13 protein-coding genes, 1 pseudogene and 1 riboswitch are annotated in these 13252 nt (G+C 63.0%); of the genes and pseudogenes, 10 read left to right on the plus strand and 4 right to left on the minus strand.

The genetic code is table 11. The annotated features are described in order from the left end of the window. The first annotated feature begins 166 nt into the window (after nt 1–166). The 6 genes and pseudogenes from EAH89_RS15805 (at nt 167) to EAH89_RS15825 (ending at nt 7143) form a co-directional block, all read left to right on the plus strand. On the plus strand, nt 167–919 hold the full coding sequence (locus EAH89_RS15805; protein ID WP_140884659.1) for a hypothetical protein: 753 nt from the start codon (nt 167–169) through the stop codon (nt 917–919). Between the two features lie 101 nt (nt 920–1020). Then, the gene (locus EAH89_RS15810; RefSeq protein WP_140884660.1) at nt 1021–1713 is read left to right on the plus strand and encodes a hypothetical protein; all 693 of its coding nucleotides are present in this window, start codon (nt 1021–1023) and stop codon (nt 1711–1713) included. Continuing rightward, nucleotides 1713–3839: an integrase catalytic domain-containing protein gene (locus EAH89_RS15815; RefSeq protein ID WP_140884661.1), complete on the plus strand. Its 2127-nt coding sequence runs from the start codon at nt 1713–1715 to the stop codon at nt 3837–3839. Before EAH89_RS15810 ends, EAH89_RS15815 begins: the two co-directional genes overlap by 1 nt. 5 nt (nt 3840–3844) lie before the next feature. Next, a complete protein-coding gene (locus EAH89_RS15820) occupies nt 3845–4840 on the plus strand; it encodes an ATP-binding protein (protein WP_140884662.1) in 996 nt (331 codons plus the stop codon). Continuing rightward, nucleotides 4837–5238 (plus strand): annotated as a pseudogene (locus EAH89_RS33460) (TniQ family protein); the annotation flags it as partial. The gene EAH89_RS15820 and the pseudogene EAH89_RS33460, both read left to right, overlap by 4 nt. 228 nt (nt 5239–5466) lie before the next feature. Then, entirely contained in the window at nt 5467–7143 is a 1677-nt protein-coding gene (locus tag EAH89_RS15825; protein WP_241667044.1) for a hypothetical protein, read from the plus strand. 337 nt (nt 7144–7480) lie between these two features. Here the strand turns inward: EAH89_RS15825 and EAH89_RS15830 are convergent, their stop codons facing one another. Both EAH89_RS15830 and EAH89_RS15835 read right to left on the minus strand, forming a co-directional pair. Then, the gene (locus tag EAH89_RS15830; RefSeq protein ID WP_140884664.1) at nt 7481–7828 is read right to left on the minus strand and encodes a hypothetical protein; all 348 of its coding nucleotides are present in this window, start codon (nt 7826–7828) and stop codon (nt 7481–7483) included. A gap of 129 nt (nt 7829–7957) precedes the next feature. Then, nucleotides 7958–8518 (minus strand): hypothetical protein, encoded by a 561-nt coding sequence (locus EAH89_RS15835; RefSeq protein WP_140884665.1) that lies wholly within the window; start codon nt 8516–8518, stop codon nt 7958–7960. A gap of 246 nt (nt 8519–8764) precedes the next feature. Here EAH89_RS15835 and EAH89_RS15840 point away from each other — a divergent pair, with 246 nt between their 5' ends. Both EAH89_RS15840 and EAH89_RS15845 read left to right on the plus strand, forming a co-directional pair. Continuing rightward, nucleotides 8765–9154, plus strand: a complete 390-nt coding sequence (locus tag EAH89_RS15840; protein WP_140884666.1) for a cupin domain-containing protein — start codon at nt 8765–8767, stop codon at nt 9152–9154. 81 nt (nt 9155–9235) lie between these two features. Next, a complete protein-coding gene (locus EAH89_RS15845; RefSeq protein WP_140884667.1) occupies nt 9236–9823 on the plus strand; it encodes a GDSL-type esterase/lipase family protein in 588 nt (195 codons plus the stop codon). Nucleotides 9824–9867: 44 nt separating this feature from the next. Here EAH89_RS15845 and EAH89_RS15850 read toward each other — a convergent pair whose 3' ends face one another. Both EAH89_RS15850 and EAH89_RS15855 read right to left on the minus strand, forming a co-directional pair. After that, nucleotides 9868–10518: a transposase gene (locus EAH89_RS15850; protein ID WP_140884668.1), complete on the minus strand. Its 651-nt coding sequence runs from the start codon at nt 10516–10518 to the stop codon at nt 9868–9870. A 355-nt stretch (nt 10519–10873) separates the two neighbouring features. Beyond that, nucleotides 10874–11323 carry a GNAT family N-acetyltransferase gene (locus tag EAH89_RS15855; RefSeq protein WP_140884669.1) on the minus strand — a complete coding sequence of 150 codons (450 nt, stop codon included), beginning with the start codon at nt 11321–11323 and terminating at the stop codon, nt 10874–10876. Nucleotides 11324–11484: 161 nt separating this feature from the next. Beyond that, nucleotides 11485–11592, plus strand: a riboswitch (SAM-I-IV-variant riboswitch). A gap of 140 nt (nt 11593–11732) precedes the next feature. On the opposite strand from EAH89_RS15855, the gene EAH89_RS15860 reads away from it, so the two are divergent. Together EAH89_RS15860 and EAH89_RS15865 are read left to right on the plus strand one after the other, a co-directional pair. Next, entirely contained in the window at nt 11733–12476 is a 744-nt protein-coding gene (locus EAH89_RS15860; RefSeq protein WP_206667572.1) for a metallophosphoesterase family protein, read from the plus strand. Between the two features lie 270 nt (nt 12477–12746). Beyond that, nucleotides 12747–13250 carry a histidine phosphatase family protein gene (locus EAH89_RS15865; protein WP_140884670.1) on the plus strand — a complete coding sequence of 168 codons (504 nt, stop codon included), beginning with the start codon at nt 12747–12749 and terminating at the stop codon, nt 13248–13250. The last annotated feature ends 2 nt before the right edge of the window (nt 13251–13252 follow it).

A 13252-nucleotide genomic window follows, 5' to 3' on the forward strand; every position in this document is an offset into this window, starting at 1 on the left:
CCACGCCATGGCGACGTCAATCACTCCGATGTTCCCTCTGACTCTCGGTGAACTCCGCGCCCGCTGACGCGTGATCCACCGCGATCGACGGTACACGAATACGTCGCCTCCGATCTCAAGATCTCAATGGGACCGCCTCCTAACCTGGAGGCGGACAGGAGGAAGTATGCGCTCCAGCACCCACATCGTCGACTGTCGCTTTGTAGGCGACGCGCTGGCTCAACAGCAGGTAGTCGTGGACGCAATCCGTCGGGGCGACGCGGCGCGGACGATGTCGTCGCGCTCCCACAGGAGCGTGGTCGGCACTTTTCCAAGCCGGAAGATGCATTGCGCGTTCCGAGCCGAGTCCGGGCTGGAGTGGCTCGCAATGCTCCATTGCGACGTACTCGAGAGCGTGGTCGCGTTTCGACCGAACGCTGTCGAGGTCCGGTTCGAGCACGACGGCCGGGCACGGACCGCCTATCCAGACATTGCAGTCCTTCGGCGTGACGGGCGCCCCGAGTTCTGGGAAATCAAGCCATCGATCCATCCCGGAGCGGAGCGCCTGCAGCGCCTGCGCGCCCTCGCCCGTGGGCTCAGCTTGGTTGGAATCCCCTACATGGTGCGACAGCCCCATTGGTTGTGCCGGGAACCCGCGCTGAAGAACGCGCGCGCAATCCATCGTCACGCTGGTGTCGCCCCGCCCGGTTGTCACCTCCTGAATGTTGCTCGTGCCCTCTCCAAGCGGGGCGGTACGACACTTGCGGGGATGGCACAGGCACTCGAGCTACGGTCCGCCGATCTGCTCGGTTTCGTCGCACGAGGGATGATTGCGCTGGATATCGGCGCCCATCCGATCACCGGCAGCACGCCCATCATGTTGCCTCTCTCCAACGCGACCTCCGGCGCGTTCGACAGCACCCTTTCCGAGGATCGCTGACATGCAAGCTTCCGCGCTCACCCTCCGAATACGGGTTTCCCTTCCGCGTGCTGCCCGCTCCCGCCTGGGAGATTTGAAGCCTGTCCCGAGAGGACCGCCCCGTGTCGTTTGCCCTTCCGCTCTACGCCCCGGTCACGCCCCCTGCCCCGGACCTCATCCCTGCCTTTGTGCGGCGCACGGAGCATCGCGGCTCACGGGGCACGCTGCCGAGCGAAAAACATCCCGGCGGCGTGGGCCACACCACTGCGGCGCAGCACAACGCCATGCTCCTCCTGGAGGTCATGCATGGTGTCGTCGACTACTCAGCCTATCCTTTGGGGGTTGAGGTTCGCCCTGACTGGGGTGTTGGTTTCACCTACTGGCCAGCAATCGGCTTGGACCTCCTGGGCGGCCGTCGTGCCGTCTTGGACATCGTCTATACCGATGACCATGACGACCGCCAGCGCCTGGGCTTCGACGCCGCCCTGAAGGCGCAGCTCGATGCCATGGGCGTTCAATCCATCCAGATGTCTGAACCGGTGCTACGTGGGGATCCGCGTCTCCGGGTTGCCCGCGAGATCCGCCGCGCCTGTGGAACCCGCTTCACCGAAGCCGATGTCTTCTCCCTAATCGGTTACCTTGCTGAGCAACCTGGGCCAACTCCGCTCGGCCATCTCCGGCGAGATCACGACGATGGCGACCAAGTCGTCGCAATGGCCTGTGTGCTCGGCATGCGGCGCCGCCTCGTTCTCCAGCTTAACGGAGCATCGCTCAACGCCTGTAGCGTGTCCCTTCCCCGCAAGGAGGCCGTGTAATGGCCGCCTCCCTCCTCATCGAACCCGGCCGCTGGTTCCGCTACGACGGCCAAGCCATCGTGTTTCGCAAGCGTGCCCGTGACGCTGCAACCACGCACATCTTTGAGCGCCCGGACGGAGTGCCTGTGGTGCTCTCCTCCGAGGACCTCCGGACCGCACGTTACGAGAACCGCCTCGTCGACCATATCGACGCGAACCTCGCCGTCGGTGAGGCCGATAAGGCGACCCGTGCCCGGACCACGATGGACAGCGCCGACCCAAAGACCCTGGACGAGGCCGACCGCTGGCTCGACTACATCCAGGAATGGCAGCTAACACAGCTGCCGCGCTCCGAGCGGTACCTCGGTCCGCTTATTCAGACTGTACACGCTCGCCGCGTTGCCGAGCTGGCCAAAGTCGGCCGGACGGAAGCGCCGGTCTCCGCTTCACAGTTGAAGAGGCGGATTGCCGATTATCTCGCGTGTGGAAAGAATCCGGACGCGGTCGTGAACCAGCATAGGCGAAAGGGTAACCGTCGCCCGCGTCTCACGCAGACCATCCGCAGCATCATCGCCGAGCAGATCGACGAGAAATATCTCGTTCGGCATGGCTGCGGCATCGCCGCCTTGCACCGCGCTATCGGCGAGGCAGTTCGAGCCACCAACAAGCAGCTCTCGGCCGAGGCGCAGCAGAACGAGCCAAGCTATGATGCGACCTCCGACGCTGTGGCGCGGCTCTGCCCTTTTACGGTCGACTACCATCGAGAAGGACCCCTGGTCGCGCGTGAGCGCTGGCGCGGAATCGGCTCGGGCATCGTCACTACCCACGCCAATGAGGTCTGGGAGATCGACGACACAAAGATCGACCTGATCTGCCTCGCCGAAGATGGCGTGACGGTAATTGGTCGCCCGTGGCTGACGGTCGTCATCGATCGTCACACGCGGATGATCATGGCGTTCGTGCTTTCCTTCACGCCGCCGGATACCCACACGGCAATGGAGGTCATGCGGCGGGCCATGCTCCCCAAGGAGGAGTGGCTCTCAAAATACCCGAACATCAAGAGTCGCTGGCCAGCAGAGGGCGGCCCGATTGCCGTACACGTGGACAACGGCAAGCATTACAACTCTCACGCCTTCAAGCGTGCACTGACGCGGCTAGGCATTGCCCATCGGACAATGCCGGTGCTGCGCGCCTGGTACAAGGGCGTGGTCGAGCGCCTCTTTGGCACCATTGCGCGGCAAGTGTTCCACATCGTTCCTGGGACGACCTACGCCAACATTTACGATCGGGACAAGGAACAGCCCCCCGAGGAGGTCGCGGTTGCGACCGTGGTCGAGATTGACGCCAAACTCCTCGAGTGGGTCGTCGAGGACTACCAGTTTCGCCACCATAAGGGGATTGATATGACCCCGAATAGGCTTTGGCACCAGAGCGCCCGCGAGCACCCCTTCCCGTTGCCGAGGACCCGCGCGGACATTGAAGGGGCGCTGTCACTCGTGACTGCCCGCACGCTGCGAAAGGATGGCCTTGAGTTTTTTGGGCTGCTCTATACCTCGGAGCATGTTGTCCGGCTGAGGATGGTGCCGAAGCACGATCGAGTGCGAGAGGTGGTCATCCGGATTAACCGGGAAAACCTCGAGGCCATCGAGTTCCTCGACACAGTCACGGATGTCAACGAGGAACACTGGCGCCCTGCCTACGTCAAACGGAGCCAGCTAAAGCAGGTGGAGGGCCGCAGCCTAGAGGAATACCTCCTCGCGCGCGCACTGCGGAACGCCAACCCAGAGGAGTACGGCGATCGGGATCCGGACTTTGAGCGGACCTACGAAAAGCTGGACGAGAACCGGCGCAAGGCTACGGCCAGCGACCGACTTGCAGACCGCGCGCGCGCTGAGGCCGAGCGTGAACGTCTTTTGAAGGATGCCCGCCGTAACTCCGATCCGAGGGCTAATCCTGCTGTGGCACCAGATCCTGGTCAGGATCTGCAGAGCCTGATCGACGCGGAGCTGCCCCGGCAAGTCGTAGCAAGGGCAGACTCAGCGGCCTCAGCGGCCTCAGCGGCCTCGGCATCGGTTCCGGCACCAGCGGAATTCACGGCATCCCAGCGCTCCCTCACATCCACCACCCGCCGCAAGCGGAAGGAGTAATCTCCATGAAGGACATCTTCCTCGACGACGACGCCCCCGATGAGGCTCTCGGGCGCACGTTCGTGGACACCGAGCAGACCAGGGCAGTCTTTCGCCGCCTGGATGCCCTTATGGAGGTGCGGCGGACCACAAATCACGCCTGGGGTGTCGCGCTGCTTGGGCCCGCACGCTGTGGGAAGACAAGCATCTTCCGCGAGTACCTCACGCGCTGCAACGAGGGGAATGTCCAGGACCGGATGGAGAACGGTGCTACCGACGCCGTTCGTCGGCCTATCCGGCATCTCTACCTGGAGCTGGAGCCCCAAACGCGACTTATGAACATCGCTAGCCAGACGTTGGAGGCCATGGGTGATCCCGACCCCACCTTTGGAGACAAGGGACAGCAGGGCAACCGTGTCATCGAGAACCTGGAGAGTGGGCTGTACGACCTCGTTATCTTTGACGAGGTCCATAACTTGGTGGACACCGACACCCTGCGTGTCGAACAGAAGGCGGCGCAATGGCTCTCCCGCCTCCTGGACGTTCGCGCCTGCCCCATTGCTCTGATCGGGTATGAGCGGTTTGCAGACATTCTGGAACGCAATGAGTTCCTGGAGGGCCGCCTGCTGCCGATGCCAAGGATCGTCCCACACCGCTGGGACGATCCAGGGGACATGGAGGAGTTCGCCGCCGTGCTCTCGGTGCTCGACAGTGAGCTGTCCATGCCGACGCTCTCTGGCCTTGGCGAGGTCAGTCTAGCCCGCCAGATCTGCTATGCCGTGGGAGGGCGGTTCGGACTTCTTGAAAAGTTGCTGACCCACGCGCGCCAGCTTGCCCGCGAGCGACGTCACTCCTGTTTGACCCGGCCAATCCTGAGGCAGGCGGTAGAGGACTGTAGGGCGGGCTGGAAGTCCCTTCGGTTCAATCCAATCGGCATGGACAATTTCGAGGAGGAGGCCAGGAAGACACCGTCTGGGGAGGCAGAGCGCTCCTCCTCGCGTGGGCGGGGCCGACGCAAATGACGGGCATTCGAGCCCTGCCCCGCACCCTGCCTCCTTTCGAGGACGAGAGCCTGTCCTCGCTCATCATGCGGAGTGCCCGGCTCTACCACTTCCGGGCTCCTATGAGGGTGCTCAAGCGCTCGAAGGTCCCTCACGCCTGGCTCGAGACCTTGGCAGCAATCAGGCCAGCTCCCAGGCTTGCGGAGGGGATCGCCTCGGTGCTGGGTGTTTCCGTCGCGACCCTGGATCGCTTGAGCGCATGGGGACCGTCTGACCGGATGGCATCCATTCGCGGTGTTGAGGTCGGGCGGAACTATCTTCCCCACCGGTCGCGCCGCTCGTGCTCTGCCTGTCTTGCGGAAAGCCTGCACCACAGAGACTGGTGGCAGGTCGGGGTAATCACGGCGTGCCCGCGGCATGCTCAGCCCCTTCTCCGAAACTGCCCGGGTTGCAGTAAGCCAATCTACTGGAGAGGCAGCGAGCTTGAGCGGTGCGGTTCACGGGAGTGCCGCTACGACCTCCGCTCGCATGTCTACGGTGGTCGTCCGGTACAGCTAGCCTGCTCCACCGGGTTGCTGGACCTCCTATCAGAGGGTAGCGGGGCAACCTTGGAGGGAAGCGGCCTCCCCTTTGGTCGGACGGTTGAGGTGGCTCACGCGGTCGGCACCTTCGTGCTGGGACGCCCCCGTCTGGGCTACGCGAGCTCTTTCGTTGCCGGTGACCCTGACCGGATTGCGGGGACGATGGAGATTGGATGGGCCGCCCTTCAGGACTGGCCGCAGGGCTTCCATTCTGCACTGGACCAGATGCGGGTCGGGGCCGAGAACCGCGGCAAGCATTTTGGTTTGGAACGGGAGTTCGGCGGTTTCTCAGAATGGCTGTCAAAGACGTCATCGGAGGAATGGGCACGGCCACTTCGTGATGCCTTCGGCCAATACCTCTCGGCGCAGCCCAGTCTTCGGACCACGCGCAGGGGATTGGTCCGATATGGCGACCCGGAGGTGCTGCGGGGTGGCTACATGACAAGGAACGAGGCCGCGGATCTGCTGGATGTATCTTCCCAGACGATGATTGATCTCGCCGAGCGCGAGAACCTGTATGCGGTCGCACCGGTTGGAGCCGGAGTTCCGTCTCTCCTGAATGCCCGAGGCGTAGAGGAACTCCGGGCAAGGAAGGCGGCAACCCTGTTAAAGGAGGAAGCCTTTGCGCTCCTCGGAGTAGGCGTCAAAGCCTTTGACGGAATCCTGGGGCTCGATGTCCTAGAGATCCTACCCGAAGGAGAGCGCATCACTGTTCAGCGGATGTTCGTCAAATCGAGCATTGAGGGGCTGATTGCTCGCGTGAAGAGTAGGCTCACCCCAGCCCGAGCCGGAGCCAAGCTCCTCTCGTTCTCCCGGTGCGGTGGAGGTCGCGCGACAACAGATCTCCTCCGAGCTGTACTAGACGGCCGCCTTCGGCCGAGCGGCCTTGCTCGGAAGGCAGTGGGCCTCAGCGCGTTTCTCTTTGATCAACGTGACGTCGCAGCGGCTTTCCCGGCAGAACGGTCGACCCTCAACCTGTTGGAAGTTGCCGCCGAACTCGGCGAGAATGGCCGAAGCGTGCGCGCATGGGCGCGCGCCGGGCTGCTACCCACGGAGAGGCGGGCGGGCTCGCTGGAGGCGGGTAGCCGGGTGACCTCCGAAGGCATTGCTCACTTCCGCAGGGAATACACGACGGCGACCGAGATCTCAGAGCGCGCAGCGACAACTCCGCGCTGGGCGACTCATCGCCTAGCTTTCCATGGCATCCAGCCCCTACTTTTCGAGGCCCGGACGGCCATTTACCCTAGGGACGTCATTACGGAAGATTTGCTTTCGAAGCTGAATGTTAAGAAGGGTGCCAGCAGTCCGTCGGAGCGCGCCGCCAAGTCTGCGGACCTCACCTGGCGGGTTGGTGAATGTGTGGCGGAGGATCTGGGCGTCCCACTTCAACGGGCTCGGAGTTCGCTTTTCCACACCGAGACAGGCACCTTGGTTCAGGTCATGGTGGGCCGTAGCCCACGCATTGGGGCGAGCTATGCTTTTCGCTTCAGCCTTGCCATGCGGCAGAGTCTCGATGGAGCGCGGAAGGCTTGGTTAGCGCTCGCCCTGGCCGAGGGAAACTCTTTTATTCTGCTGCCCTGGTTGGAAGCGCGGAAGATCATTGGAGGGGGTGAAAAGCCGCGGACGCTGTTCTTCCTCGCCGCGGATGGCCAGGGACGGGTGCGAGATGAACAGATGCGCTCCAGGCAGAAGTGGTTGCCTAGCCTCTCAACGGGTACCGAGAACCAACCAGTTCCACCGTAAGGTGCTGAAGACTGTGTTGCCTGTTATGGAGATAGGATGGTTGTTGCTTACGATTTCCCTAGCTTCCGGAGCCGATATCTGATTCCGGACCAGACCTTTTCTTCAATTTCCTATCCGCACAAGCGGGTCACGCGGAGGCTCATTGCGAGTTTCCGATCCCGGCTGGCATGGCCATTCTTGGTGGGGGGTGGCAGGACTTCTGACTTGGCACGGATCGCGCGAGTGACAGTCAGTGGTAGGCAGCTTGCTCTTAGAGCCTGTTTGAGCGGTGTTATACTAACCGCCTTGGCCGTTAACCGGTTCCGACCCAGAGCAGTCCTTCAGCCCAAGCGGTTGGCTAGCTCCAAAAGGTCCAGACGGTGCCTAGCAAACCGATGCCGACAAGGCTCCAGCCGCATCGCCGGTAATAGCGCATGGGGGACCGGTTACGATTTTCGGCCTCTTGAGTAGCGGCTCGCTCCTCTGGTGATCGCCCTTTCACCCCACGGGCCTCAAACACCGCCCGCCCCCAGGTTGGCGCATGGTCGGACAGTTCTGCCCGCACGCAGATCATGGTGGTGAGAAGGCCAAGGATCAGAACACCAGGGAAGCCCAGCGCCCACACGACGCAGAAGGCGAGGGCGATCAGAGCAAAAATACCAATCCACGCCATACCATTGCCGATGTCCTGCGATGTAAGGCGCATTGGATCGCTCCTTAGAAACCAGCGGAACTGTGGAGGAGCGAGCAATATCGGTGCAACGCCTGCTCACCACCCTACCCAGTGTTAGCCCTCGGTCGAGCAGGGTACCGCGGCAGGCGACCCGGAGCAGACTTACGTCCGACCGCCGTGTGTTTGCTCCTGCTGCATCGCGAAGGCATCTACAGCCCAAGCTTTTCCCGGTTTGAGATACAGCTGTGTTGCATCAAGCCAGTCTGCCAGAGACATCAGCCGGAGGCCGCGCGGCTCGGACCATCCTTGGGCCTCAGAGACGAATGGCACACCGTCATCCGGACGGCGGACGATCTGAACGACATGCGTGATCCCGCGAGGACGAGGGTGATTAGCGGCCCAAGCACCGCCACCCTGTTGCAGCCCTACCGTGGCGTAGGGCGGAAGAGTATCGAGGCCGATCTCGCCACCTTCCAGGATAGAACCGGACCGGCGTTCAAGCACCTCGGTCATGCGGTCCGACCACGTGTGGACGTCGGTGAAATCCTGAGCGCTGAACGCTTCAGCGCCTGTTGTGACGTTCACTGCCTCCATTCCTGTGGAGAGAAGCAGCGCGACCCAGCCCGAGCAGTCAATAACTGGGGGAACAGCATCAAGTCCGTTTGCCTTAATTCCTGCCTTATAACCTACGCTGCCGGTGTGGCGCTCGACGAGCCTCCACATCGCAGTACCCGCGGCTGCGAGCCTTAGGGATCGTCTCATATCGGCGCTCCGTCCTGACAACTGCGTCCTGACCCTACGGCCGCAAAGGACCGCTCCCCACCCTGCCCAGCGCTATCTCCGGCAGGGGGAGCTATCTTTGGACCCGACCCAGAACTGAGTCTTGCACCGAAACAGCGGGGTTGCCCGGCTCGTTGCCAGCGGGGCATGCTTCTCTTCAGCGGGGCAGACCAGAAGGATTCAGCCGCGATGAAGTGCCTGCGCATCTACGCCAGCGCCGATGGGGAGTCGCACTTCGACGAAGTCGAATTGCCAACGACGAAGAGGTCGGTTCATCCTGATGCTGTGCCGTTCGACGTTACCACCAGTTATCCGGCGTCTCGCGTCCGCATCACCCATATCCCAGCGGGCATGCGCGAGGTTGCTTGGCACAGGGTCCCGGACCCGGTGCTTCCGATTCGGCTGGATGGTTCGGTAGAATACGAGACGAGCGATGGAGAGGTGCGCCACGTTCAAGCTGGTAGCTTCGTGCTGGTAGAGGACACGCACGGCAAGGGACATCTGTCACGCCACTCCCAAGAGGCGCAGACTGTTATTTGGATCTCGCTACCTAATGGCCTTGAGTTGCCGCCCGCCTAATCAGTTCGTAGGGCTACTGCTAGCCTCACCCTTAGCGGTCCTTAGACTTGCGGCGCATGGCCTAGCGTTCATGATCTATCCATGAGGATTTGCTTCTTCGGCGATAGCTTCGTGAACGGCACGGGCGATGATGACTGCCTGGGTTGGCCCGGTCGTCTCTGCGCCGAGGCACGGTCGCGCGGTCGCGACGTCACGATGTACAACCTCGGTATTCGTCGAAATACCTCTGGTGATATAGCCGGTCGATGGGAAGGTGAGGCCGCAGCACGCCTTCCGCCCGAGCACGATGGCCGCCTAGTCTTCTCCTTCGGAGTGAACGACTGCGTTCTAGAAGATGGCCGTCCCCGGGTGCCCGAGGAGCAATCACTGGCAAACGCGCGCACGCTCCTGACACGGGCTCGGGCAACGCGGCCCACCCTAATGATTGGCCCGCCCTGTACCGGTGAAGCATCCATGAACGAAAGGGTGGGACGTTTGTCCGACCGCTTGGGACCGATCTGCCAGGAGCTATCCGTGCCCTTCCTGCCGATCTTCCCTCGCCTGACGGGCGTGGAGGTCTGGCGGGATGAAGCGCGGCGGGGAGATGGCATTCACCCCAATCGCGGCGGCTACGCGTTGATCTACGATGCTATCCTTCACTGGCAGCCCTGGCGCGAGTGGGTGGTCTAGGTCCACTCACCACCCTGAGCGGTCATCCACCAGGGCGATTGGTATTATGCTGGATTGATCAAGGCTTCGGTGGCGGCGAAGACGGCCGCGCACTCAATCCTGGCGGTGGCCACGTCCAGGCGCCCTGCGCGGTCGCGTAGCAGGCCATCCCAGTGGGTGAGCCAGCCGAAGCTGCGTTCCACGACCCAGCGTCGCGGCAGCAACGCAAACCCCTTTTGTCCTGGCGTTCGGGTGACGATCTCGTGGCGCATGCCGTGCAAATTGGACCAGACCTGACAGCGTTCCGCGGTGAAGGCGCCGTCGAGGATCGCCACGCGCAATCTCGGCCACGCCGCTTTGCCGTCATCCAGTGCAGTCAGTGTGTCCCGCTCCTGCACAGAGGCCGGAACCACGGCGACCGCTAGCCAGTGCCCTTCCGCGTCGACCAGCGCCACGCGCTTGGCAGCGTCATAGCCGCACGCCCCGCGCACGGGGAGGCACTTCACCGTCTGTGTGTCGATGATCGCCAGCCGTGGCTGCGGCCTGCGCCCCACAGCCCGGCGGCGTAGCTGTGCCAGATCGTGCATCATCCGCTCGAACAAGCCCAACGACTGCCAGCGCCGGAACCAGCCATAGACCGTCGGCATTCCAGATGGCAGCGCCCGCCACCCGCCGCCCACCCGAAGGTGCCAGGCGATTGCCCGCACGACAGCCACCGTCGGCGTTGCTCCGCCGCTTCTCGGTCAATCCGCACGCTCCAGCCAGCGCGCCACCTCCCGCACGGCATGCCAAGAGACTACCTGTTTCAGGCACGCCGCATGGCGAGCCCGATGGTTGATCCGCTTTGCGGCTCAACCCGTCCACATCTCTCCCACCCTTCCGCCCCGCCAGGCAGCTCACGGTGTTCACCTTAGGAGAAGATGGGGGCGGACGGCTGAGGGCCGCTCAAACAGGCTCTTAGATCGCGAACTGGTCGTTCCTGCTGCTGGTCAGCATGCTGACGGACGAGCGGCAATGGTGATGACGCCGCAAGGAGCAGGGGGGCCGTCGTCGGGCTAACCCCAAGTAGCCCTATGGTCGGCGAATTTCGAAGTAGGTCTTCCCTCCTCGCTGGAACCCAGCGGCTTCATAGAAGCCCAATGTAGCTTCCATTCTCGAACTGGTCGCGAGCATGACCTTGTAGCAGTCGGCGCTCCATGCCCGATTGATCGCAGCATGAAGCACGGCGCGACCTAAGCCGGTCCTGCGATGGTCACCGTGGGTCACGACGTTCTCTATGACGCCATAGGGTCGAGCCCCACGGGTTAGATTGGGGATGATCGCGAGCGTGCAGGACGACACGAGCACCCCTCCTACGTCCGCCACAAAGGGGATGGTCACGCTCGATGAGAGGAGAGCCGACCAAGCTGCCTCAGCAGCGGCAGGCTCTGCCGGTGATTCATCAGGATGCAAGTAGCCGTACAGGGCAAGGACTCCGGGCAAGTCGGCCAGACGTGCAGGACGGATATCAGGCTCAGACATAAGCCGGATGCTACAGAGACGGACAGGCGAAGTCTGCAAGCTACTCCACCCGGCGCGAGAGCCCTGCGGCCGGGAGGCTACCTTGGCAGGTGCCCCCGAGCAGACATCTTATCCACCAAGGTTGGTGAAATTGCGAAGCCGCACCGAGCGGTTTAGTAGCAGCATCACATCAAGAGTTGGGTAGACGCCCGACGCCAATCCACCTGCCCAGGCAAGGTGGCGCTTCCGCGAGGGGGGATGTGGCCAGACCGGCAACCAAACGGGTCACAGCCACCGCGTCTGCCCTGCTTAGTGCAACGGAGGGTGGAGTGGCACGCGGAACTCAAACTTCTTTCGATGTCCTCAGTCACAGCCCGGCCCGGCATGCCGAAAGTCTGAGCGGGACCGCATCGATCCTCGTCCGGAAGCCATGCTGATGCGCATCGCCGTTCTCGCTGACGCCCACGGCAACCTGCTCGCCCTGGAAGCCGTGCTGTCTGACCTGCGCGCACAAGCACCCGACCTCGTCGTCAACCTGGGCGACTTGGTCACCGATCCCTTCGACCCAGTAGGCAGCGCCGACGTGCAGATCGCTCTGGGATGCCCAACCTTGGCTGGCAATCACGAACGCAACCTCCTGGAAGGCGATGACGCCAGCAGTTCGGTCGCCTTCGCACGCCCTCTGCTGTCGGCGGCGCACATGGCCTGGATTGGAACTCTGCCGACGACCTTGCGGCTTGCTGATGGTGAGGTGTTCGCCTGCCACGGCAGCCCCGCTGGCGGCGATCTCGACTACCTACTCGAGGACGTGGGGAGCGGCCAGGCAGTTCTCGCTCCTGAGGACGCGATTCTGACGCGGCTGGCAGGCATCGGCTCCGCATGCCTCGTCCTGTGCGGCCACACGCACGTGCCCCGCGCTGTTAGGATCGGCGACGTCACGGTGGTGAACCCCGGCAGCGTCGGGATGCCCGCCTATACGGATGATAGCCCAGTCCCGCACGCGATCGAGACCGGAGCGCCGCACGCCCGTTATGCCATGGTTACGCGCGAGCCAGGTGGGGCATGGTCGGCCGACCTACGCGCCGTCACCTACGAATGGGACCACGCAGCGCAGCAGGCACGGATGAATGGCAAGCTGAGCGTGGCACGCTGGACAGCGACAGGGCGGGTTTAAGAGATGCGAGGGTGATGCTGACGAGTCACGGAGAGCTTGCTCACCACTTTACCTGACTTGAGGCCCAGTCGGGCACCTAACGCCGGTCCAACCCGCTGCAGGCCTTCCGAGTGCATCTCGCGCAATCCGCCTCGATGACGGCATGATCACCGCTGGACCAAGCCAGTGGATAGCTATGCACACGCTGCATTTTATCACACACCCGGAAGCAGTCATTGACCGTCCATCCCGGTGCCGGACTGTCCGCTGTCTCCAGAGGGCATCCGCCGGATGGGCGTGGCGCTGGAGCGGCCCTGGCTGAGCCGAGTGGGCTCGGTGATCAGCAGCGCCGAGCGCAAGGCCACGGATGCCGTTCGGCTGGTGGCGGATCACTTCGGCCTCTCGCCGGTGGTTGTCGCGGAAATGGGTGAGAACGACCGCTCGGCGACTGGCTATCTACCCAAGGCAGAGTTCGAAGCGACCGCCAACCTCTTCTTCGCGCACCCAGAGGAGAGCGTGCGTGGGTGGGAGCGAGCCATCGATGCGCAGCGCCGGATCGTCGCCGCGGTGGAGCGCGTCGTCGCCGGGGCACCCGAGAGCGGGGACATCGCTGTCATCTCCCACGGCGGGGTTGGGGCGCTCCTTCTCTGCCATCTCAATGATGTGCCGATAAGCCGGTCCGAAGAGGAGCCGAATACAGGAGGAAGATGTGTCTACTCCTTTGATATGGACACCCGCACCCTACTCTCCGACTGGCGCCTGATTGAAGATTATACCAACCGCCCTGGTGAATGATC

Source organism: Muricoccus nepalensis (assembly GCF_006438825.1).
In the GTDB taxonomy this organism is placed as follows: Bacteria; Pseudomonadota; Alphaproteobacteria; order Acetobacterales; family Acetobacteraceae; genus Roseomonas; species Roseomonas nepalensis.